Genomic DNA, 22,854 nt, shown 5'->3' with positions numbered 1-22,854 from the left:
TCGGGAACCGCGACGCAGGGTGAAACCGACCACTAAAACAAGAACGAAGACGTGTTTGATGACGAAGGACGAGTGCCGGCCCTGCCGACCCGATCCGACGCTCGGCCGTCATAGCATGAAGGTGCCGGGATGGCAGCTTCATCGTGGGATGCCATGAATTTCATTCTCTACTCGGACGTCAACGACAGCTCCATCCGCCAGAGCCTCGGGCGTCCCGAATACAGTTATTACTTCGTGCTCAAGGCCTATCGCCCGGTGCTGGAAAGCCTTGGGCGTGTGCACGTGGTCGCGTCCACCGCCGACGTCGATCCGCTGTATCGACAATTGCTCGCCGCCGGCGAAGAAAGCCTGTTCCTGTCGTTCACCCCGCCGCAGAAAACCCCGGTCGACCTCGAATGCCCGACGATGTGCGTGGTGGCGTGGGAGTTCGATTCGATACCTGACGAGCAGTGGGACAACGACCCGCGCCAGGACTGGACGCAGATGCTCGCCCGGCAGGGCCGCGTGATCACGCTGTCGAGCCACACCGCCCGGGCGATTCGTCGCGCCATGGGTGAAGACTTTCCGGTGCTGGTGTTGCCGACGCCGCTGTGGGAAAACTTCGCCACGATTCGTCAGCAAACGCTGAGTACACCTGTGAATCCGGGTACCACGCTGGCGATCAAGGGCTGCATTTTCGACACGCGCACCCTTGGCCTCACAGCCGATGCGCTAATCCCGGTGCCGATCACCCCTGAAGAAGAGGCCGCGCTGGCCGCCGCCATCGAAGCCGCGCGCCCGCCACCGCTGACCCTCAAACGCCGCTTCGTCATCGCCCGGCATTACCTGCGTTTGTGGGCGCTGAATCTCGGTCACGAGCAGACCGAGCCGGTGCCGCGCGTGAAGTTTCTCTACAACTGGTATTGGGAGGGCCTTCGCGACCTGGTGCCGGACACGCTGCATGGCTGGCTCGAACAACGTCTGCCGGCAGTGTGTGGCGCGCAGCCGGTACCTGTGATTGAGCCGGTGCCACTGGATTTGCCGGACACCACCTCGGTGGTCGAGACCACAGTCGATGGCGTGGTCTACGTCAGCGTGTTCAACCCCAAGGATGGCCGCAAGAACTGGCATCAACTGATCACCGCGTTCTGCTGGGCGTTCCGTGAAACATCTGACGCGACGCTGGTGCTGAAGATTACCCAGAACGATCTGGCGTCCTATTACAGTGAATTAATGACCTTGCTCGCGCAGCTCACGCCGTTCGCTTGTCGGGTGGTGGTGATGCACGGTTACCTCGACGACGCGCAGTACGCCCGGCTGTATCAGGCTGCGAGCTTCTATGTGAACGCCTCGCGCTGCGAAGGGTTGTGCCTGCCGCTGATGGAGTTCATGTCCGGCGGCAAACCGGTGATCGCCCCCGATCACACGGCGATGGAAGATTACATCGATGAGTCGGTGGCGTTCGTGGTCAAGTCCAGCGAAGAGCTGACGATCTGGCCGCAAGACACGCGCATCATCTACCGCACGTTGCGTTACCGCCCGGACTGGGGCTCGCTGAAAACCGCTTACGAAAACAGCTATCGGATGGCCAAGACCCAGCCGCAGGATTATCAGCGGATGTCGGCGGCCGCCGTCGCGCGCATGCACGATTACTGCGCGTTCGCGCCGGTGCAAAAACGCATGGCGGACTTTTTCGCGCTGACACCCAAGGCTGTCGATGTGGCGCCTGTGACGGATAACGCCTCATGCTGATCATCATTCATTCGGAAACCAACCAGCACACCATCGCGCAGAATCTCGGGCGTTCGGAGTACAGCTATTACTTCGTGCTCAAGGAATATCGCCCGGTGCTCGAACGAATCGGGCGAGTGGTGGAAGTGCTCGATCCGCAGGCCGAAGTCGATGCGCTGTATCGCGAATGCCTGAGCCGCGGCGAGCCTTGTGTATTTCTGTCGTTCTCGCCGCCACATCGCACCCCGGTGCACCTGGCGTGTCCGACGCTGCCGGTGTTCGCGTGGGAATTCAGCACCATCCCCAACGAGCCGTTTGCCGGTGAGCCGCGCAACGACTGGCGCACCGTGCTGGCCGCTTGTGGCGCGGCAATCACCCATTCCAATTACACGGTCAACGCCGTGCGCGAGGCGATGAGCGAGGATTACCCGATCGTCGCGGTGCCGGCACCGGTGTGGGATCGCTTTGCCGCACGCGGCGCGCAGTTGCAGGGGCAACCTTCGACAGGGCCGCTGCGCCTGACCATCAAAGGCTTGGTGGCGGACAGTCGCAAGCTTGATCTGAATGCCTTCGGCCCGGCGCATCTGCGTAGCGGCGAAGGCATCGATTTTACTGCGCCGGTCACCGAGCAAGAGCTGTTGCTCGAGGGCGTGGTGTACACCTCGGTGTTCAATCCCGGCGACGGGCGCAAGAATTGGGAAGACATGCTCAGCGCGTTTTGCGTGAGTTTTCGCGACGTCGAAGACGCGACGCTGGTGCTCAAACTGACCCATCACGATGCCGAAGAAGCGCTCGGCGACATCCTCCATCACCTGTACAAAAACCAGTCCTATCGCTGCCGCATCGTGCTGATCTACGGCTACCTCGCCGATCCGGATTACGAGCGTCTGGTGCAGGCCACGCGTTACGTGGTCAACACCTCGTACGGCGAAGGTCAGTGCTTGCCGCTGATGGAATTCATGTCCTGCGGCAAACCGGCGGTGGCGCCGCGCACCACGGCGATGATCGATTACCTGAGCGCCGACAACGCGTTCCTGATCGAGTCCACCGACGAACTCACCGCCTGGCCGCACGACCCGCGTCGAGCTTTCCGCACGTTGCGTTACGTGACCAATTGGGCGTCGTTGTGCGAGGCCTATAAAGCCAGTTACGACGTGGCGAAAAACCAGCCGGCGCGTTATGCAGAGATGTCGGCGCAAGCGGTCAGCAGCCTGCAAGGTTTCTGCAGTCAGGCCGTGGCCGAGCAACGGTTGCAGGTGTTCCTCGCGCAGTTATTCGAGCAACGCGCTGTGGCGATGGAAGCGCCCGAAGCATGACCAGTAAACGGATCATGGACATTGAAGTCCTGCGCGCGATTGCCGTGCTGGGCGTGTTGTTCCATCACTTGCAGGGCAGCCTGTTCACCGATCCGGTGCCGTTGCTGGAGCAGATTCATGGCTGGGCGCAGCCGTGGTGGGGCGTCGATCTGTTTTTCGCGATCTCCGGGTTTGTCATCGCCCGCAGCCTGATCCCGACGCTGCAAGGCTGTACGACGCGTCAGGAATATTGGCAGGAGACGCGCAATTTCTGGCTGCGCCGGGCGTTTCGGCTGTTGCCTTCGGCGTGGTTATGGCTGGCGCTGATGTTGCTGGCCTGCGTGTTTCTCAATCGCTCCGGAGCGTTCGGCACGCTGGCTGCCAACCTGCAAGCGACGCTGGCCGGGGTGTTGCAGTACGCCAACTTCCGCTTTGCCGACAGTTTCTTTCACTACGAATATGGCAGCAGTTTTGTTTACTGGAGTCTGGCGCTGGAGGAGCAGTTTTATCTGCTGTTCCCGCTGCTGATTCTGCTGTTTCGCCGAAATCTGGTCTGGGCGTTGCTGGCGCTGGTCGCGGTGCAGATTCTGACCGTGCGCACGCCGTTGCTGATGGTGGTGCGCACCGATGCGCTGGCCCTCGGCGTGCTGTTGGCGATGTGGAGCGTGCAGCCGAGTTATCAGCGTTGGCAGCCGACGTTCTTGCGTCGTCCGTGGGCCGGCATTTCAGCGCTGATCGCCATCGGTTTGCTGCTGAGCTTTATGGCCACCGACCGTTTCACGTTTGCCAGTTACCGCATCGGTTCGATCGCCGTGCTCAGCGCCGTACTGGTGTGGATCGCCTCGTACAACCGCGATTACCTGATGCCGGCCGGAACTGTGCAGCGCTTGCTGGCGTGGGTCGGCAGTCGTTCCTACGGGATATATCTGATCCACATTCCGGCCTATCAACTGGTGCGTGAACTGATTTTCCGTTTGCAGAATGCCGGTTTGCCGAGCCCGGCCGGGCACCCGATCGTCACGCTGTTGCTGGCGTTCGGTCTGATCGTGCTGCTCAGCGAACTGAATTACCGCTTTATCGAAATGCCGATGCGCAACCGTGGCGCTGCGCTGGTCAAACGCCTCGGCACGTCCCGAACCGCCGTCCCATCCTCTGGAGCCACCTCATGCTGAGCCTTTTGAAGAAACTCACGGCGGGCACGCCTGCACCGGCCCCCGCGCAGCCTGTCGCGGCGACCGTGGAAAAGACCGATCCGTACATGCTCGGCCTGCACGATGCGATGCTCAGTGGCTGGTTCAATCAGCAAACCGGCGAGCTGTTCACAGGCTTCCCGGTGACTGCCGATGACACGCTGCTCGACGTCGGCTGTGGCGACGGCGGCAACGTGCATTTCTGCGGCATGCGCGGGGCGAAGATCATCATTGCCGACATCGATGCGGCCAAGGTTGAAGCGACCCGTCAGCGCCTGAGCGATACCCCGGCGCGCGACATCGAATGCCACGTCTCCGATTGCAATCCGCTGCCGATTGCCGATGCCACGGCCACGCGTGTGGTCTCCACTGAAGTCATCGAGCACGTCGACGACCCGGCGCAATTTCTCGCGGAACTGGTGCGCGTCGGCAAACCGGGCGCCTTGTACCTGCTGAGCGTGCCGCACCCAAGCTCCGAAGACCTGCAGAAAGATATCGCTGCGGCCGAGTATTTCCAGAAGCCCAACCACATTCGCATCATCAGCGAAGAACAGTTCAAGGCGATGGTCAGCGAGGCCGGGCTGGAGATCATCAGCCACAGCCAGTACGGGTTTTACTGGTCGATGTGGATGCTGCTGTTCTGGGAAGCCAAGGTCGATTTCAGCAACCCGGATCATCCGCTGCTCAATCACTGGGCTGATACCTGGCAAGCCGTGCTCGACTCGCCGCGCGGCGCGCAGATCAAACAGGCGCTGGATGCTGTCGTCGCGAAAAGCCAGGTGATCATCGCCCGTAAACCCTGAACACTTTCCCCTGTGGGAGCGGGCTTGCTCGCGAAGGCGGTTTGTCATCCAACCTATATGTTGACTGACACGGCCCCTTCGCGAGCAAGCCCGCTCCCACAAGGTTTTGTGTAACCTTGCAGCCTTGTGGTGTTCGGAGGTTGGAAGGTATGCGGTTCATTGTCGGTCTGTTCTTGGGCATCTTGCTTGTGGGTTGCAAGCAGCAAGACGCGCCACCCCTCGACCAACAACTCTACATCTGGCAACGCCAATGGACGCCGGCCCATGAGTCGGCGTTGCGCGACAGCCACAATGATTTCTCAACGCTGCGCGTCCTCGCCCTGCAGGCCTTCCCCAATGCCGGATGGAGCCGCGCGCGAATCGATGCGCGGTTATTGAAAGCCGATGGCCGTGCGTTGATCGCGGTGATTCGTCTCGATGGCCAGCTCAAGTCGCTGGATCAAGATCAAGTCACTGCACAGATTCTCCAAGTGCTCGCCGATTGGCAGGCGCAAGGCTTGACGTTGAGCGGCGTCGAGATCGATCACGACGCCGGTAATGCGCGTTTACTGGCCTACGCTGAATTCCTCAAACAGCTGCGCTCGGCATTGCCGAAAGAGATCCCGCTGAGCATCACCGCACTGCCAGCCTGGCTCGACAGCGCGCAATTGCCGACACTCCTGCAAGCCGTCGACAGCAGCGTGCTGCAAGTCCACGCGGTCAGCGATCCGCGTCGAGGTTTGTTTGATTCCGATCAGGCATTGAAGTGGGCGAAGGCTTGGTCGCGAATCACCGATAAACCGTTTTATCTCGCGCTGCCGGCCTACGGTGTCGCGCTGTTGCCGGACGACGGTGGGGCGCCGCTGGTGGAAAGCGAGGTGCAACTCGAGCGCGGTGGCGAGCGGCAGGAACTGCTCGCCGATCCGCTGCAATTGAGCCAACTCGGCAAGACCCTGCGCGAAGACCCGCCGACGCACCTGGTAGGGTTGATCTGGTTTCGTTTGCCGCTGGCCAATGATCGCCGCGCCTGGAGCCTGACCACCTTGCGCGCGGTTGCCCGTGGCGATCAACTCGTCAGCCAGCTCGGCGTGACGTTCAGCGAAAACGATGGTCTTTACGACATCAAACTCGACAACCCCGGCAACCTCGACAGTGCCTGGCCCGCGCAAATCACCTTGAAGGCGCAAAGCTGTGAAGGTGCCGATGCGCTCGCCGGTTATGCATTGCAACAAGGCCAGGATCTGCTTACCTTCACCCGCCTGCGCGACGGCCGATTGCCGGCGGGCGGACAACGCGCCATCGGTTGGGCGCGTTGCGCACATATTGATCAAGGAGGTTCGCATGTTGACCCGTAACTGGCCCCGCCATCTGCTCTGCCTGAGCCTCTGCTTGCCATTGGGCTCGGCGCTGGCCTGCGGCCCGGACTTCCCGATGCGCCTGCTCGACAATCGCGGGCAAACCCTGGCGGATCTGCCGGAGGGCAATTTCAACTTCGAACTCAGCCGCCTCGGCAAAGCCATCGCCGGGCTGAAGAACGTCACGGCGGCGACGCACAATCCCGACGACCTGTACGGCGAAGAAAACGCAGCCGCCGAGGCGCGCGATAAGGCTGAACAGCTAGGGTTGAGCGCCGAGCAGCAAACGCTGGTCAAGCAACTGCGTGGCCTGACCGATGCGCATCAGGTCGAGGTGCAGGGCGCCAGCCTGCCGGCGGAGATCCGTTTGTACGTGGCCGGCGCAGTCGCGTTTGCCACGGGCGATCATCAACTCGCCGTCGAATATTTCAACAAGCTGCTGGCGCTGCCGGCGGATCAGCGTCCGTTGCGTAGCACTTGGGCTGCGTATTCTCTCGGGCGCACGTTGTTCGCCATGAGCAGCGAAGCCGGGGATAAGGTCGTCGCGCTGGAGCGATCGCGTGATGCGTTCCGTCAGGCTCGGCAACTGAGCATCGACGGTTTCAGCGATCCGCTGGAGCTGGGTGTCGCCAGCCTCGGCGAAGAGGCGCGGGTGGTGCGCGCGGCGGGCGACTGGAACGCCGCCATCGAATTGTATGAAGCGCAGAACCTGCACGGTTCCGCCGTGGGTTACACCTCGCTCAAGCAATTGATGAATGAGTTGGCGGAATTGCCCGAGGCCGAACTGGCCGAGTTGCTTCAGCACACATCGGTGCAGCAACTGGTCACGGCGTCCTTGGTCAGCCGTCAGGGCTGGTCGTTTGGCGACGAACCGCCGAACGAAAAGAAACTGGTGAAACTGCTGCAAAACAGCACCCGTGGCAGCCTGGAAAATGCTGATCGTCTGGCAGCGATGAGTTATCAACAGGGCGATTACGCCGGTGCCAAAGCTTTTCTCGAAAATGCCGGCGACGGCGGACTCGCGTGGTGGCTGCGCGCGAAACTGGCGGTGCGTGACGGCGACAAAAATGCCGCCGCCGCAGCCTATTCGAAAGCCGCGCAGGCCTTCCCGCAGAAAGAAGATTGGGGTTATCGCCGCACGCCGGACTGGGCGTACGAAAGCCTGCAGCCGAAATGCCGGGTCGAAGGCGAAAGCGCGATTCTCGCCTTGCAGCGCGGCGAATACCTGCAAGCGTTCGTGCAGTTGTATCGCAGCAACAGCGCCTATTGGTTCGATGCGGCGACCGTGGCCGAACGCGTGCTGACGGTCGAAGAGCTGAAAAAATACGTCGACGATAACGTCCCGGCACCGCCCGCACTGACCCAGCAGGAGCGCGACAACTACGTGCCGCTGCCGGTCGCCGCCAGCCTGCGCAATCTGCTCGGTCGACGTTTGCTGCGCGAAGGGCATTACGCCGAGGCGGTCGCTTATTTCGACAATCCCGACCTGCAAAACAAGGCGCGGCTCTACGGTGAGCAACGCTTGAAAGCCGATTCCGCATGGTGGCCGACTAAACGCGCGAGTGCGCTGTACAACGCCGCATGGACGGCGCGCGAGTGGGGCATGGACATCCTCGGTTACGAGATGGCCCCGGATTACGCCACGTTCGGCGGTAACTTCAGCCTGGAAACCACCGAGCTGACAGTCGGCCCGCTGGTCAGCGAAGCCGAGGTGCAGCGCCAGAAGGCCAGCGAAGCAAAACCGGATCAGCGCTATCACTACCGTTTCGTCGCCACCGAATTGGCCAGCCGCGCCGCCGACAACCTGCCGCACACCAGCCAGGCGTTTGCTGCCGTGCTGTGCAACGCGGCCGGATGGAACAGCAGCCTCGAAGAGCAGAGCGCGCTGTATCAGCGTTACATCAAGGAAGGCCCGTACGTGTTGTGGGCGGTGGATTTCGGCAATCAGTGCCCGTACCCGGATTTCGAAAACGCCGACAAGCGTTACGTCACCCAGGTCACGGACTCCGTACGCACGACGTTGCGACCATACAAGTGGCCGGTGCAGGTTGGCGCGATTGTCTTGGTCACGGCCGCCGCGTTGCTGTTGATCAGCCGTCGTCAGCGCAAGGCCCGCAAAGGCTAAGCCTGCTGGACGAAGGTCAGGCGCACGGCGAAGCCGATCAACAGGCTGCCGAACAACCATTGCTGCAGCCGTTGCGCCGTTGGACTGTGTTGCAGCCAACGGCCCAGCGCGGCGCCGGTCAGCGCATAGGCACTGTCGAACAGCAGACCGACGCCGACCAGCAGCGCACCGAGCAGGGCGAACTGGCTCAGCACTGGCGCGCCGTCGGCGACGATGAATTGCGGCAACAGCACCGAGCAGAACAACAGGGCTTTGGGGTTGAGCAGGTTGGTCAGCAGGCCGCGACGGATCGCTTCGCGCCATTGGCCGTGGCTATCGGCAGTTTCACCTGTCGTCAGGTTCGGCAGCAGTGTGCTGCGCAGGCATTGAATACCGATCCACAGCAGATACGCCGCACCGGCCAGCCGCACCACTTCGAACGTCCACGGCGCTGCTTTGAACAACGCCGCCAATCCCAACGCCGCTAACGCCACATGACAACCCCGGGCAATCGCCAGACCTATCGCCGTGGCCAATGCGGCGCTGCGTCCCTGACGCGCGCCGGTTTGCAGGAGCAGGATCATGTCTGGGCCGGGCAGCAGAAAAACCACCGCCAATGCCAGGAAAAACAGCCAGAGACTCGCCACGGTTCAGTCCTTTCGTTGTCGATTCGGTAGCGCCAGTCTAGGACTGAAGGGCGGGGCATGTGCTTGCGTAGTCGGCTTCAAAAGCTTCTGCATTTGGCATAACCTGCTAGCTTTGCACGCAATAACTATCGGGATCTGCCAAACATGAAACTGGATGCCTTCGACCGCAAAATCCTCGCCGCCCTGCAACGGGACGGGCGCCTGAGCAACGTCGAGCTGGCGGATGAAATCGGCTTGTCGGCTTCACCGTGTTTGCGCCGGGTGCGCATGCTGGAAGAGGCGGGGGTGATTCGCGGCTATCAGGCCAATCTTGATCGCGACGAAGTCGGGTTGGGGCTGACGGTGTTTGTCGGGGTCAAGGTCGAGCGCCACAACGACGAACAGGCCGAGGCGTTCTATGCAGCGGTGACGGCGTTGCCGGAGGTGATATCGGCGTTTCTGGTGTCGGGGGAATCGGATTTTCTGCTGCAAGTGGTGGTGCCGGATCTGCGCGCGTATGACCGCTTTCTCAGTGCCTGCCTGTTGAAGTTGCCGGGGGTGAGTGACATCCGCAGCAACTTCGCGATTCACACGGTGAAGACACCGGGGGCGTTGCCTCTGGGACATCTTCCGACTTGAAACCGAGGCGCGCCTTTCGCGAGCAAGCCCGCTCCCACATTCGACCGCATTCCTCCTGAAAGAGCGCGATCAACTGTGGGAGCGGGCTTGCTCGCGAAAGCGGCAGTCCAGCCAATAAAAATTTCAGATCCCTACATCTGCGTCGCCATCCCCTCAACATTCATCGCCGCCTGGCGCAACGCTTCCGAGCGTGTCGGATGCGGATGACAGGTCAAGGCAATGTCCTCCGCCGAGGCACTGAACTCCATCGCCACACAATATTCACCGATCATCTCGCTCACGCTCGGCCCCACAAGATGCACGCCGAGCACTTCATCCGTGCGTTCATCGGCGAGGACTTTGGCAAAACCCTCAGTCTCATGGTTGATCTTCGCCCGGCTGTTGGCGGTGAACGGAAACTTGCCGACCTTGTAGGCGCGACCCTCAGCCTTGAGCTGCTCTTCAGTCTTGCCGACGCTGGCCAGTTCCGGTTTGGTGTAGATGACGTTGGGTATCAGGTCGTAATTGACTTCGCCAGCCTTGCCGTGGATCTGCTCAACGCAGGCCATCGCTTCATCCTCAGCCTTGTGCGCGAGCATCGGCCCGGACGTGACGTCGCCAATCACCCAGACGCCAGCGGCTTCGGTGCGATGCTGTTTATTGGCGAGCATGCCGCGCTTGTCGGTGCTAAGGCCGACGTTTTCCAGGCCCAGGCCTTGGGTGTAAGGGCGACGACCAATCGCCACCAGCACGTAATCGGCTTCGAGCAGTTCCGCCGTGCCGCCCGCCGCCGGCTCAACGCTGAGCTGCACGCCGTTTTCCGACGTCGTCGCGCTGGTGACTTTCGAACTCAACTTGAAGGCGATGCCCTGTTTGCTCAGCGAGCGCTGCAGGGTTTTGCCGGCCTCGCCATCAACACCGGGACAGATGCGGTCGAGGTATTCGACCACGGTCACCTGCGCGCCGAGTCGCCGCCACACCGAACCCAATTCCAGACCGATCACGCCGGCACCGATGACCACCAGATGCTTGGGCACTTCGCTCAGCGACAGCGCGCCCGTTGAATCGAGGATGCGCTTGTTGTCGATCTCGACACCGGGCAGGGGAGTGGGCTCGGAGCCGGTGGCGATGATGATGTCTTTGGCAGTCAGCTCGACCTTATTGCCCTGATCGTCAGTCACCGTAACCTTGCCCGGCCCGTCGATGTGGCCCCAGCCCTTGATCCAGTCGACCTTGTTCTTGCGAAAGAGAAACTCGATGCCTTTGGTCAGGGCGGTCACGCTTTCGTCTTTCTGTTTCATCATTTGCGCGAGGTTCAGCGTCGGTTTGACTTCGATGCCGAGGTTGGCGAATTCCGCACCCATCGCCGCGTCGTACAGCTCCGAGGCGTGCAACAGGGCTTTGGACGGCATGCAACCGACGTTCAGGCAGGTGCCGCCGAGGGTCGCCCGACCTTCGACGCAAGCGGCCTTGAGGCCCAACTGGCCGGCGCGGATCGCCGCGTTATAACCACCGGGGCCGCCGCCCAGAATCACTACGTCATAGTTGCTCATGCGCTTGCTCCTGATGAATGGATGCGGATCGCTAAAAGTAGCTGTCGATAAAAATTACGAACGTAATATGTGCGTTTCCAGACATTTCGGTCAAGGCTTCAGGCAAGCGACAGGTTGGGCGTCTTTGAATACGGGTAATTGTGTACGAATATTTCACGCTTTTCGTTATATCGTAACGATATGAACCGCGAGCCGATGATTTTGGGGTGATATGCAAGTTGATCTGGAGGTGGATGGCACGCAGGTGACCGGACTGCCGCGTTTTCAGCAGGCGACCATGCAGGGCAGGCGACTGCGGCGTTGGGCGTTGGGCCTTGGCGGATTGGCCGGGGCAGGCTGGGTGTCGGCGTTTTTCGTCGGGTTGTTTGCGCCGCAGTCATTGTGGCTGCCGCTGCTGGTCAATCAGAGCGCGGCGTTGCTGGTGCTGGTCGCCGGGCTGCAATCGGCGTGGTGGGTGACGCAATGGCGCGCGCGGGTGATCAATCCTGTTGTGCTGACGCCGACTGCCGACGATGAAGCGATTGCGCCAGAAGGTTGGTACGAGCGCCTGCTGGATCGCCTCAGTCAGCGCGGTTTGTATGTGCTTGGCCAGATCGGTGCAGCGACGCTGTGGTTGGGCGGTTGGGCGTTGCTGGTGGCGCTGAGCATCGAACAGGTGTGGAACCTGACGCTGCCCGCCGCAACCGTTGGAGTGTCCGCCTCCGTCGGTGCGGCGTTGGCGTTGCTGCTGGCGTTTGGCTTGCTGGTGCTGGAGCGGCAACTCGCTCAGGAAAATCCAGCGCAATGGCCAGAAGCGGGAGCACTGGCGCAACTGACGCGCGTGGCGATCATCAGTCTGGTGCTCGGCGCGCTGTGTTTATTGTTCGCTGGCGAGAACGCGGTTTGGCCGGTTCGCGTGGCGGTACTCATCGGCATCTTGCCGGGATTGGTCGCGATCGAGCTGCTATTGCGCGCGGTACTCTCGGTCTTCAGCCCACGCCGCGAACAGCTCGAACCGACGCTGTTGGCGCGCAGTTTCGTCGCCGACATGCTGCGCTGGCCGCCGCAGCCGTTGCTCGCGTTGCAGCATGAATTACACAACCGTTTTGGCATCGATCTACGTCAGATCTGGGCGTTCAGTTACATGCGCCGAGCGTTTCTGCCGGTGCTGGCGCTGGTCGCAGCGGTGGGTTGGTTGCTTACTGGCATCCATGAAATCCCGCTGCAGGGCCGAGGCATTTATGAGCGTTTCGGCAAACCGGTGCAGGTCTTTGGCCCCGGTTTGCACACAGGTTTGCCGTGGCCGTTGGGTCGCGTGTTGATCGTCGAAAACGGCGTGGTGCATGAACTCGCTACCAGCGTCGGCGAAAACCTGGCGCCACTGCAAGCCGATCCCGCTGAAGGCCCGGCACCGATGACGGCCAACCGCTTGTGGGACGCCAGTCACGTCAACGACAAGTCGCAAGTGATCGCCAGCAGCCGCGGCGATCAGCAGAGCTTTCAAATCGTCAACATGGACGTGCGCTTCGTCTATCGCATCGGCCTGACTGATCAGGCGGCGCTGGCCGCGACGTACAACAGTGCCGATGTACCCACACTGATCCGCAGCACCGCCAGCCGGATTCTGGTGCACGACTTTGCCTCGCGCACACTCGACGGTTTGCTCGGTGAAGACCGGGTAGGGCTCGGCGAGGAGATCGGTCGCGCGGTGCAAAGCGATCTGCAACAACTCAACAGTGGTGTGGAGATTCTCGCCACGGTGGTTGAAGCCATTCACCCGCCGGCCGGTGCCGCCAATGCTTATCACGCGGTGCAAGCAGCGCAAATCGGCGCGCAGGCATTGATCTCCCGTGAGCGTGGCGCGGCGGCCGAAGCGAGTAATCAGGCGCAATTGCAGGCCAGCCTCGCTCGCGATCAGGCCAGCGCCAACGCCCGCGAAACCAGTGCCACGGCGCAAGCGGCGGATCTGAAATTCAGCGCCGAACAAAAAGCCTACGCCAGTGCCGGCCAGGCCTTTGTGCTGGAGCAATACCTCGCGCAGCTCAGCCAAGGCCTGAGCAAAGCCAAATTGCTGGTACTCGATCATCGCCTCGGTGGCAGCAGCAATGCGCCGACCATCGACCTGCGTACTTTCACGCTGCCGGCTGACCCGACGCCCGCGCGCACCACAGCTCAACCAGGAGTCGCCCATTGAGCCAGTCGCACACGCACGAACCGCATGATCACAGCGGCCACGATCACGGCCACGGCGGACACCACCATCATCATGGGCATCATCACCACGGTGCGCCGGAAGAGGCGGGGCCTTTCCCGTGGCGGCGCATGGGCTGGGCAGTCTTGCTGGTGGCGTTCGCAATTGCCGCGGCGAGCCTGGTGCAAGTGCGCTCCGGTGAAGCCACGGTCATTACTCGCTTCGGTAATCCATCGCGGGTATTGCTTGAACCGGGTTTGAGCTGGCGCTGGCCGGCGCCATTCGAAGCGGCGATTCCGGTGGACCTACGTCTGCGCACTACCTCCAGCGGCTTGCAGGATGTCGGCACCCGCGATGGTTTGCGCATCATCGTTCAGGCCTACGTGGCGTGGCAGGTGCAGGGCGATCCAAGCAACGTGCAGCGTTTCATGCGCGCAGTGCAAAACCAGCCCGACGAAGCGGCGCGGCAGATTCGTACTTTTGTTGGCTCCGCGCTGGAAACCACCGCGAGCAGTTTCGATCTGGCGAATCTGGTCAACACCGATGCCAACCAAGTGCACATCGCTGACTTCGAAGCGCAGTTGCGTCAGCAGATTGATCAGCAATTGCTCGCGACCTATGGCGTGCGTGTTGTGCAAGTCGGCATCGAGCGTTTGACCTTGCCGTCGGTAACGCTCACCGCCACGGTCGATCGCATGCGCGCCGAGCGTGAAACCATTGCCACCGAACGCACGGCGATCGGCAAACGCGAAGCGGCGCAAATCCGTTCCGCTGCCGAACGCGATGCCCGAATTGTCCAGGCTGACGCCACCGTGAAAGCCGCAGAAATCGAAGCGCAATCTCGCGTCGAAGCCGCGCAGATTTACGGCCGTGCCTACGCCAGTTCTCCGCAGCTGTACAACTTGCTGCGCTCGCTGGACACCCTCGGCAGCATTGTCACGCCGGACACCAAACTGATTCTGCGCACCGACGCCGCGCCATTCCGCGTACTGGTTGACGGCCCGCCAACACTCGACAGCAAATCCGGATCGCAGCCATGAGTGAAGAAGTTCCACGTGGAACACATTCGCTAAACAGCCCGTGGATTCAGGCCGGTCGTTTGGCATTTTTTGCCCTGTATGCGGTAACGGTGTTGGCCGCGCTCGCGTGGGTATTCTCCAACGTGCGGCAGATCGACCCGCAGAATCGTGCCGTGGTTTTGCACTTTGGCGCTCTGGATCGTGTGCAAAACGCTGGTCTGTTATTGGCTTGGCCGCAGCCATTCGAACAGGTGATTTTGCTGCCCGCAGCGGATCGAGTCATCGAACGCCGAGTGGAAAATCTGTTGCGCAGCGATGAGGCGTTGAAGGCTGATCGTGTTGCTTCGTTCGCAACACCGCTGAGCGATGCGCTGGCCGGGTCTGGTTATTTATTGACCGGTGATGCCGGCGTGGTGCAACTGGATGTGCGGGTGTTTTACAAAGTCACCGACCCTTACGACTTCGTCTTGCAGGCCGATCATGTGCTGCCGGCGCTGGATCGATTGGTCACCCGCAGCGCCGTTGCACTGACGGCCGCGCGCGATCTCGACACTATTCTTGTCGCGCGCCCAGAGTTGATCGGCGCAGATAATCAAGCCGCCGAGCGCCGTGAAAGGCTGCGCGGTGATCTGGTGCAAGGCATCAACAAACGCCTCGCCGAGTTGAAGGCGAGCGGGCAGGGCATCGGTATCGAAGTGGCGCGGGTTGATGTGCAATCGAGTCTGCCTGACCCTGCCGTAAGTGCGTTCAACGCCGTGCTGACTGCCAGTCAGCAAGCCGATAAAGCCGTGGCGAATGCGCGCACCGACGCCGAGAAACTCACCCAGACCGCCAACGAACAAGCCGACCGCACGCTGCAAGTGGCTCACGCACAGGCGGGTGAGCGCTTGGCCAAGGCCTCGGCCGACACCGCCACGGTGTCGAGTCTGGCGAGCAGCACCGACCCGCAAATGCTCTTGCGCCTGTACCGCGAGCGCATGCCGAAGATTCTCGGCCAGGCCGGATCGGTGACCACGGTCGATCCGAAAGACGATTCCCGCCTGATCATTCAGGGAGCCAGTAAATGACTGCGACGACCGCCGCCCCGAGCCTGTTGTCCTCGGCCGAACAACGCCGCGCCGCTCGGCAACTGACCCTCGCCATGCTTGCGTTGGGCTTGCTCGGTCTCGGTTTGATCTGGCGTTGGCTGGTGCCGGAGCAAACCGGTGTCAGTCAGTTGCTGCTCGGTTTTGCTTCTTTATTAGTCGCCGTGCCGGTGATGCGTTCGGCGTGGTACAGCCTGCGTTATCCAAGCCTGCACGGCATCACCGATCAACTGATTGCCTTGGCCATGCTCGGCGCGTGGGCGACTGGTGATCTGCTGACGGCGGCGCTGTTGCCGATCATCATGATTTTCGGCCACGTGCTGGAAGAGCGCAGTGTCATCGGTTCGCAGGAAGCGATCCATGCGCTTGGCCAACTGACGCGCAGTCACGCGCGCAAGGTTCAGGCTGATGGTTCGATCCTCGAAGTGGACAACGGCACGCTGAAATCGGGCGACACCGTTGAGGTGCGCGCCGGTGATCGGGTGCCGGCGGATGGTCGGGTTTTGTCCGGTCAGGCCAGTCTCGATACCGCTTCGATTACCGGCGAGTCAGTGCCGGTCGAGGCGGCTGTCGGCATGACGGTGTTCGGCGGGGCGATCAACCTTGATGGGCTGCTGCGTATTGAAGTGACTCGCACCGGCGATGAATCGACCCTCGGCAAAGTCATCGCCCTGATGCAAAACGCCGAGCGTTCGAAGCCACCGATCACTCGTTTGCTCGAGCGTTATGCCGGCAGCTACATGGTGCTGGTGTTGTTGCTGGCGGCGGTGACCTGGTTCGTCACCAACGATGCGCAGGCGATGCTCGCGGTGTTGGTCGCGGCGTGTCCGTGCGCGTTGGTATTGTCTGCGCCGGCGACGGCGATTGCCGGTGTCGCAGTAGCGGCGCGTCACGGGATTCTGATCCGCAGTTCAGCGTTTCTTGAAGAACTGGCTGACCTGACCTCGCTGGTCGTCGACAAGACCGGCACGCTGACTTACGGCACCTTGCGTTTGCAGTCGATCGACAGTTCTCACACAGACACCTCCGCGATTACCGCACTGGCTGCCAGCCTCGGAGCGGCGAGCAGTCATCCGGTGAGTCGAGCGTTGGCGGGGTTGGTCAGTCAGGAACAGTCGGTGGCCCTGAGTGAGATACACGAGCGTCAGGGTCTTGGTGTGGTTGCCATGACGGAGCAGGGCGAAGCGGCGCTGGGGCGGCCGGAGTTGTTCGCGCAATTGGGCATTAATACCACGACCGTTCCCGAGCACGATGGCCCGATTGCCGGGTTGTCCTTGAACGGTGAATTCCTCGCGTGGTTGTTGCTGGCGGACAGCGTCAAACCGGAGGCGCGTTTTGCCCTCAGCGAGTTGCGTGAATTGGGTTTGGGTCGGCAACTGTTGCTGACCGGTGATCGGCAGAGTGTCGCTCAGACTTTGGCGCGTGATGTTGGTTTGCAAGAGGTTCAAGCCCAGGCCTTACCTGAGGACAAACTCAATCGTGTGCTCAAGGAAATCGACAACGGTTTCCGGCCGATGGTGGTGGGTGACGGCATCAACGATTCGTTGGCACTCAAGGCCGGTGTGGTCGGTGTGGCGATGGGCGCGGGCGGTGCGGACATCGCGTTGGCCTCGGCTGACATCGTGCTGATCGGCAGCGATTTGCGCCGGCTCGGAACCTGTGTACGCCTCAGTCGACAGTGTCGCCGAACCTTGCAAGTCAACGTGATTATCGGACTGGGCTGGACGCTGGCCATCGTTGTGTTCGCCGCATTCGGTTGGTTGGGTGCCGCCGGAGCGATGATCGCGGCGCTGTTGCATAACCTCAGTACGCTGCTGGTGTTGGGCAATGCCGGGCGGCTGCTGCGCTTTCAGGAACCACTGCTAAAGCTCAAGGACGATCATTGAAATTATTTTTGACCCTCGTGTAACGCCATCCGGGTGGCTCTCTCTAGTGCTATGTCGGCACTGAACAAACCGTTCAGCCGACATCCCTGACGATGACCGAGGACAACAAAAATGACTATCAAGACCGCTGCTGCTGGTGCCGCTCTCGCTTTTGCCGCTGCTACGATGTTTGCCGGTGTTTCGACTACCGCTTCGGCTGCTGACGCCAACGTTCACTGCTACGGCGTCAATGCCTGCAAAGGCCAGAACGACTGCAAGACCAAAGATCACGCCTGCAAAGGTCTGGGCACCTGCAAAGGCATGGGCTTCAAGGCCATGACTCAAGCGGCTTGCGAAAAAGCAGGTGGCAAGGTCGGCGAATAACTGACCGTAAGTGCCGCCGCAGTGGTTCACGCCACTGCGGCCACTTTTAGCAGGAGTCCGACATGTCCGCTTCGCTTCCTTTCCTGGGTTACGGCCTCGGTTTACGCAGCGCTTATTATCAGCAGATCCTCGAACAGTCGCCGGACGTCGACTGGTTTGAAGTGGTCTCCGAGAATTTCATGGTGCAGGGCGGCAAGGCTCTGTACTACCTGGACGCCATCGCCGAGCGCTATCCGCTGGTGATGCATGGCGTGTCCCTGTCCATCGGTGGGCCGCATGCCCTCGATCCGGACTATCTGAAACAACTCAAGCAACTGGCCGACCGGGTCAAACCGGCATGGGTCTCCGATCACCTGTGCTGGAGTCGTGGCAACGCCCATCAGTTGCACGACTTGTTGCCGCTTCCCTATACCGCAGAAAGCCTCGAATACATCGCCGGCCGTGTGGCGCAGGTGCAAGATGTCTTGCAGCGGCCGCTGGTGCTGGAGAAGGTCTCCAGCTATGTGCGCGCCGCGTCGGACGAGTTCAGCGAATGGGAATTTCTCGCGAACCTGAGCCGGGAGAGCGGCTGCGAGTTATTGCTCGACGTTAATAATGTCTACGTCAGTTCGCGCAATCACGGCTTCGATCCTTGGGCGTTCATTCAAGGTTTGCCGGCAGAAAAAGTACGTCAACTGCATCTGGCCGGGCACAACGATTACGGTGATTACGTCATCGACACCCACGACCATCCGGTGAGCGATCCGGTCTGGGCGCTGTATCAACGCACGCTGGAACACATCGGCCCGGTGGCGACGTTGCTGGAACGCGACGATCATTTCCCGCCGTTCGAAGAGCTGCTCGCCGAGCTGCACAAGGCCCGCGAGTTGGGTGACACGGTTCTGGCCGGGAGACAGCAATGCGCTTGAAGGAATGGCAACTGGCGTTCGAAGCGTTTCTGCTGGATGCCGCGCCGGCCGATCAGGCCTTGGCCGACAGCCTGATCGGTGGGCCGACGCTCGATGTCGGTACTGGTTTGGCGATTTATCACAACGCTTACGCGGCGCGTTTGCTGGAAGTGCTGACCCACGATTTCCCGGCCATTCATTATTGGATGGGCGATGAAGAATTCGATCTGCTCGCCACCGCGTACATTCGCCACTATCCGTCGGCGCATTACAGTCTGCGTTGGCTGGGTAAAGGTTTTGAAGCGTTTATCCGCGAGCATCTGGTGCCCGAGCAAAGCGCGCCGCTGGCGGAACTGGCCGCACTCGAATGGGCGTTCACCCTGGCGTTCGATTCCCCGGCCGGCGCGCCGCTGACGATCAATGCGATGGCGACACTGGCGCCGGAAGAGTGGCCGACCTTGCGGTTCAAACCGACGCCTTCGCTGCAATGGCTGGCGTGTGAATTCAATAGCGTCGCGATTTGGCGCTCGGTAAAGGATGAAGCGGATTTCCCGCACAGCGTTGCACTCGAAACACCCCAGGTCTGCGTGATCTGGCGTCACGACTTGGTCTGCAACTATCGCAGTCTGGATAGCGCTGAAGCGAATGCATTGAACGGGTTGTTGAACGAAGGCTGGAGTTTCTCCGAACTGTGCGAAGCGTTAGCAGTCATCTATGGTGAGGGCGCGCCGCTGCAAGCTGTTACGTGGTTGAAACAGTGGGTTCAGGATGGCTTGCTGGAGCGTCTGCAACGATAGTTTTGGCTAATTAAATCGATAGCCTGCTATTTTTCAAGGATGGTCTACCCTCAGATCTGACGGTCTGAAACAAGGGGGATTTTCCATGCTCGCGCAACTTCCACCGGCCTTACAGAATCTGCAGCTACCGCTTCGCTTGCGACTCTGGGACGGCCATGAGTTCAATTTGGGGCCGGCGCCCAGCGTCACCATCGTGGTCAAGGACCCGCAGATGGTCACCCAGTTCACTCATCCAAGCCTCGATGCGCTCGGAGCGGCATTCGTTGAAGGCAAGCTCGAACTGGAGGGCTCGATCAGCGAGGTCATCCGGGTTTGCGACGAATTGAGCAACGCATTGCTTGGTGACGATGACGATAATCAGCCGGTGCGGGCCTTGCACGACAAGGAAACCGACGCCAAAGCCATTTCCTACCACTACGACCTGTCCAACGCGTTTTACCAGCTCTGGCTGGACAGCGACATGGCGTATTCCTGCGCGTATTTCGAAACGGGCAGCGAAACTCTGGAGCAGGCGCAGCAAGCCAAATTCCGCCATTTATGCCGCAAGCTACGTTTGCAGCCGGGCGAATACTTGCTGGATGTCGGCTGCGGCTGGGGTGGGCTGGCACGTTTTGCCGCACGCGAATTCGGCGCGAAAGTCTTCGGCATCACCTTGAGCAAAGAACAACTGGAACTGGCGCGCGAGCGAGTAAAAGCCGAGGGCCTCGAAGACCAGGTCGAACTGCAACTGCTCGACTATCGCGACCTGCCGCAGGATGGCCGTTTCGATAAGGTGGTCAGCGTCGGCATGTTCGAGCATGTCGGCCACGCCAATCTCGCCGAGTACTGCAAAACCCTGTTCGGCGCGGTGAAGGAGGGCGGTCTGGTGATGAACCACGGCATCACCGCCAAACACACGGATGGCCGTCCGGTGGGACGCGGCGCCGGCGACTTTATCGAGAAATACGTATTCCCCAACGGCGAGCTGCCGCACCTGTCGATGATCTCGGCGGAGATCAGCGAAGCGGGGCTGGAGATTGTCGACGTCGAAAGCCTGCGCCTGCACTACGCGCGCACACTGGATCACTGGAGCGAACGGCTCGAGGACAATCTCGAAGCTGCGGGCAAACTGGTGCCGGATCAGGCGTTGCGCATCTGGCGTTTGTACCTGGCCGGCTGTGCTTACGCCTTCGCGCGCGGCTGGATCAATCTGCACCAGATCCTCGCGGTGAAAGCACATCCGGATGGCAGCCACGAACTGCCATGGACACGCGACGACATCTATAACCCCTGAATCTTTCCCTCTCCTTAGGGAGAGGGACTTTTAAAGGATCGGTGAAATAAGCCGGGCGATCCGCATGCCGAGTTGTTGCAGGCGGTGGATCTCCCGGCTTTCTTCTTTGGCGACTTCATCAGACTGCGCGAAGTCGTCGTTGAGCATCTGTTCCACGTCGGCGGCGAACGCACTGTCGACCGTCAGCAACATCACTTCGAAATTCAGCCGGAACGAACGGTTGTCCAGATTGGCGCTGCCGATCGCGCTGATTTCGCTGTCGATCAACACCACTTTCTGATGCAGAAACCCGGGACGGTAACGGAACACCCGCACGCCGGCGCGCACCGCTTCGAAGGCATAAAGGCTGGAAGCGGCGTAGACGATGCGGTGGTCGGGGCGCGAAGGCAGCAGCAAACGCACATCGACACCGCGCAGCACCGCCAGTCTTAACGCGGCGAAAACCGCTTCATCGGGGATGAAATACGGGCTGGTGATCCACACCCGTTCTGTCGCCGCATGGATCGCTTCGACGAAAAACAGCGAGCAGGTTTCGTACGCATCGGCCGGGCCGCTGGCGAGCAATTGGCAGAGCACGCCGTCTTCGGGGTATTCATCCGGCAGGATCAGCGGCGGCAGGGTGCGTGCGGCCCAGAACCAGTCTTCGGCAAACGACTCCTGCATGCATGCCACTACCGGGCCGCGGACTTTGACGTGGGTATCGCGCCACGGTGCCAGCGGTGGTTTTTCGCCCATGTATTCATCGCCGACGTTGTGCCCACCGACGAAACCGACCACGCCATCGACCACGACGATCTTGCGGTGGTTACGGAAGTTGACCTGAAAGCGGTTGAGCCAGCCGCTGCGCGTGGCGAAAGCTTTGACCTCGACACCGCCATCACGCAGCGCCTGCACGTAACTGTGGGGCAGGGCATGGCTGCCGATGCGGTCGTAGAGCAGGTGAATGGTCACGCCATCGGCAGCCTTCTTCAGCAGCAGATCACGCAGGCGCTGGCCGAGGCGGTCATCGTGGATGATGAAAAACTGGATCAGCACCGCTTCCTTCGCCTGCTCGATGGCGTGGAAAATCGACTCGAACGTCGCGGTGCCGTTGATCAGCAGCTGCACTTCGTTGTTCGCCAGACACGGCATGCGCCCAAGCTTGGGCATCGCCCGCAGTGAGGCGTAGGCATTCGAGGCGCGCGCAGTCAGGGCTTCTTCCACCCAAGGGCGCCAGTTCAGCTCGGAAATGGCCTGACGCATTTGTTCGTTGGCCTGGCGCCGTGCCTTGATGTAACCATCAAACGTGCTGCGGCCGAACACCAGGTACGGAATTAGCGTGAGGTAGGGAATAAAGATCAGCGACAATGCCCAGGCGATCGAGCCTTGAGCCGTGCGCACGGTGAGCACCGCGTGAAGGGCGGCGATCAAGCCGAGGGTGTGTATCAGGGCGATCAGGTAACCGAAAATGTGCGGTCCAAAATAATCCATGGGGCAGCCTTGCTCCGGAAGATTCAATGCTTAACAGACCATGTTCTGTCGCGATTGTCGCTATTTAATTGGTGCATGAACCGAAGCAATCGGCCGACGTCTAACGGCCACTACTGATCAGGAGTTTTTCGATGAACGTTCGTCTGCTGGGTTTGGCGCTGGGTCTGGGTTTGGCTTTGCCGGTGGTTGCTCAGGCGCAGATGCTGCAGCCGGGTCTGTGGGAAATGACATCGAGCAACGTCAAGGTCGATGACCAGCCTATGGATGTGCAATCGATCCTCGGTCAACTGCAAGGGCAGATGACCCCGCAACAGCGCGCGGCGCTGGAGAAAAACGGCATCAATATCGGCGGCAAAGGCATCCGCGCCTGCCTGACGCCAGAGCAGGTGGCGACCAACGATATTCCATTGGCCGACCCGCAGTCGGGCTGCAAACAGCAGATCACCGATCGCACCGGCAACCAGTGGAAATTCCGCTTCAGCTGCCCGAAAGCACAGGGCACCGGCGTGGCGACGTTCCTCAGTGATCGTGAATTCACCACGGTGGCGAACGGCACGTTCAATGCGATCGGGATCAACCAGAAGGGCAGTCTGGAAACCCGTGCGGTTTGGCTCGGCCAGGATTGCGGCGCTGTGAAACCAAGAGCTTAAAAGCTTCGTGAGCAAGCCCAC

The 22,854-nt window shown here is 60.9% G+C and carries 19 protein-coding genes; 16 read left to right on the top strand and 3 right to left on the bottom strand.

The features are described 5' to 3' along the window. Positions 1 to 129: 129 nt before the first annotated feature. The 6 genes from ACIP1X_RS14385 (at position 130) to ACIP1X_RS14360 (ending at position 8,457) form a co-directional block, all read left to right on the top strand. Positions 130 to 1,731: a glycosyltransferase gene (locus tag ACIP1X_RS14385; protein WP_400752998.1), complete on the top strand. Its 1,602-nt coding sequence runs from the start codon at positions 130 to 132 to the stop codon at positions 1,729 to 1,731. After that, the gene (locus ACIP1X_RS14380) at positions 1,725 to 3,026 is read left to right on the top strand and encodes a glycosyltransferase (RefSeq protein ID WP_400752996.1); all 1,302 of its coding nucleotides are present in this window, start codon (positions 1,725 to 1,727) and stop codon (positions 3,024 to 3,026) included. Before ACIP1X_RS14385 ends, ACIP1X_RS14380 begins: the two co-directional genes overlap by 7 nt. Continuing rightward, positions 3,023 to 4,177: an acyltransferase family protein gene (locus ACIP1X_RS14375; RefSeq protein WP_400752993.1), complete on the top strand. Its 1,155-nt coding sequence runs from the start codon at positions 3,023 to 3,025 to the stop codon at positions 4,175 to 4,177. Before ACIP1X_RS14380 ends, ACIP1X_RS14375 begins: the two co-directional genes overlap by 4 nt. After that, entirely contained in the window at positions 4,171 to 4,998 is an 828-nt protein-coding gene (locus tag ACIP1X_RS14370) for a class I SAM-dependent methyltransferase (protein ID WP_400752992.1), read from the top strand. The genes ACIP1X_RS14375 and ACIP1X_RS14370 overlap by 7 nt, the downstream gene beginning before the upstream one ends. Before the next feature lie 149 nt (positions 4,999 to 5,147). Further along, the gene (locus ACIP1X_RS14365; protein ID WP_400752989.1) at positions 5,148 to 6,332 is read left to right on the top strand and encodes a DUF3142 domain-containing protein; all 1,185 of its coding nucleotides are present in this window, start codon (positions 5,148 to 5,150) and stop codon (positions 6,330 to 6,332) included. Beyond that, positions 6,319 to 8,457, top strand: a complete 2,139-nt coding sequence (locus tag ACIP1X_RS14360) for a hypothetical protein (protein ID WP_400752987.1) — start codon at positions 6,319 to 6,321, stop codon at positions 8,455 to 8,457. The genes ACIP1X_RS14365 and ACIP1X_RS14360 overlap by 14 nt, the downstream gene beginning before the upstream one ends. Here ACIP1X_RS14360 and ACIP1X_RS14355 read toward each other — a convergent pair. Next, the gene (locus tag ACIP1X_RS14355; protein WP_400752984.1) at positions 8,454 to 9,083 is read right to left on the bottom strand and encodes a LysE family translocator; all 630 of its coding nucleotides are present in this window, start codon (positions 9,081 to 9,083) and stop codon (positions 8,454 to 8,456) included. The genes ACIP1X_RS14360 and ACIP1X_RS14355 overlap by 4 nt on opposite strands. 144 nt (positions 9,084 to 9,227) lie before the next feature. Here ACIP1X_RS14355 and ACIP1X_RS14350 point away from each other — a divergent pair, with 144 nt between their 5' ends. After that, positions 9,228 to 9,701: an Lrp/AsnC family transcriptional regulator gene (locus ACIP1X_RS14350; protein ID WP_400752982.1), complete on the top strand. Its 474-nt coding sequence runs from the start codon at positions 9,228 to 9,230 to the stop codon at positions 9,699 to 9,701. Between the two features lie 131 nt (positions 9,702 to 9,832). Here ACIP1X_RS14350 and lpdA read toward each other — a convergent pair whose 3' ends face one another. Beyond that, entirely contained in the window at positions 9,833 to 11,233 is a 1,401-nt protein-coding gene (gene lpdA, locus ACIP1X_RS14345; protein ID WP_400752979.1) for a dihydrolipoyl dehydrogenase, read from the bottom strand. 211 nt (positions 11,234 to 11,444) lie between these two features. Between lpdA and hflK (ACIP1X_RS14340) the strand changes: the two genes are divergently transcribed. The 8 genes from hflK (ACIP1X_RS14340) (at position 11,445) to cfaB (ending at position 20,713) form a co-directional block, all read left to right on the top strand. Continuing rightward, positions 11,445 to 13,406, top strand: a complete 1,962-nt coding sequence (hflK, locus tag ACIP1X_RS14340; protein WP_400752977.1) for a protease modulator HflK — start codon at positions 11,445 to 11,447, stop codon at positions 13,404 to 13,406. After that, positions 13,403 to 14,443, top strand: a complete 1,041-nt coding sequence (gene hflC / locus ACIP1X_RS14335) for a protease modulator HflC (protein WP_400752974.1) — start codon at positions 13,403 to 13,405, stop codon at positions 14,441 to 14,443. The genes hflK (ACIP1X_RS14340) and hflC overlap by 4 nt, the downstream gene beginning before the upstream one ends. After that, positions 14,440 to 15,489, top strand: a complete 1,050-nt coding sequence (hflK, locus tag ACIP1X_RS14330) for a protease modulator HflK (RefSeq protein WP_400752971.1) — start codon at positions 14,440 to 14,442, stop codon at positions 15,487 to 15,489. Before hflC ends, hflK (ACIP1X_RS14330) begins: the two co-directional genes overlap by 4 nt. After that, positions 15,486 to 17,393, top strand: coding sequence for a heavy metal translocating P-type ATPase (locus tag ACIP1X_RS14325; RefSeq protein WP_400752968.1), 1,908 nt, complete (start codon positions 15,486 to 15,488; stop codon positions 17,391 to 17,393). The genes hflK (ACIP1X_RS14330) and ACIP1X_RS14325 overlap by 4 nt, the downstream gene beginning before the upstream one ends. Before the next feature lie 111 nt (positions 17,394 to 17,504). Beyond that, a complete protein-coding gene (locus ACIP1X_RS14320) occupies positions 17,505 to 17,756 on the top strand; it encodes a hypothetical protein (protein WP_397482488.1) in 252 nt (83 codons plus the stop codon). 62 nt (positions 17,757 to 17,818) lie between these two features. Further along, the gene (locus ACIP1X_RS14315; protein ID WP_400752965.1) at positions 17,819 to 18,664 is read left to right on the top strand and encodes a DUF692 domain-containing protein; all 846 of its coding nucleotides are present in this window, start codon (positions 17,819 to 17,821) and stop codon (positions 18,662 to 18,664) included. Beyond that, on the top strand, positions 18,655 to 19,440 hold the full coding sequence (locus tag ACIP1X_RS14310; protein WP_400752962.1) for a putative DNA-binding domain-containing protein: 786 nt from the start codon (positions 18,655 to 18,657) through the stop codon (positions 19,438 to 19,440). The genes ACIP1X_RS14315 and ACIP1X_RS14310 overlap by 10 nt, the downstream gene beginning before the upstream one ends. Positions 19,441 to 19,525: 85 nt before the next feature. After that, positions 19,526 to 20,713: a C17 cyclopropane fatty acid synthase CfaB gene (gene cfaB / locus ACIP1X_RS14305; protein ID WP_159813225.1), complete on the top strand. Its 1,188-nt coding sequence runs from the start codon at positions 19,526 to 19,528 to the stop codon at positions 20,711 to 20,713. A gap of 30 nt (positions 20,714 to 20,743) precedes the next feature. On the opposite strand, the gene cls is transcribed toward cfaB, so the two are convergent. Further along, positions 20,744 to 22,183, bottom strand: a complete 1,440-nt coding sequence (gene cls, locus ACIP1X_RS14300; RefSeq protein ID WP_053125224.1) for a cardiolipin synthase — start codon at positions 22,181 to 22,183, stop codon at positions 20,744 to 20,746. Between the two features lie 131 nt (positions 22,184 to 22,314). On the opposite strand from cls, the gene ACIP1X_RS14295 reads away from it, so the two are divergent. Next, positions 22,315 to 22,833: a DUF3617 domain-containing protein gene (locus tag ACIP1X_RS14295; protein WP_034152149.1), complete on the top strand. Its 519-nt coding sequence runs from the start codon at positions 22,315 to 22,317 to the stop codon at positions 22,831 to 22,833. The last annotated feature ends 21 nt before the right edge of the window (positions 22,834 to 22,854 follow it).

The sequence above is a fragment of the Pseudomonas sp. NPDC088885 genome, from assembly GCF_044750025.1.
Classification (GTDB): Bacteria; Pseudomonadota; Gammaproteobacteria; order Pseudomonadales; family Pseudomonadaceae; genus Aquipseudomonas; species Aquipseudomonas rustica.
The sequence above is the reverse complement of the archived record's forward strand: the minus strand, read 5'-3'. Positions and strand labels throughout refer to the sequence as shown.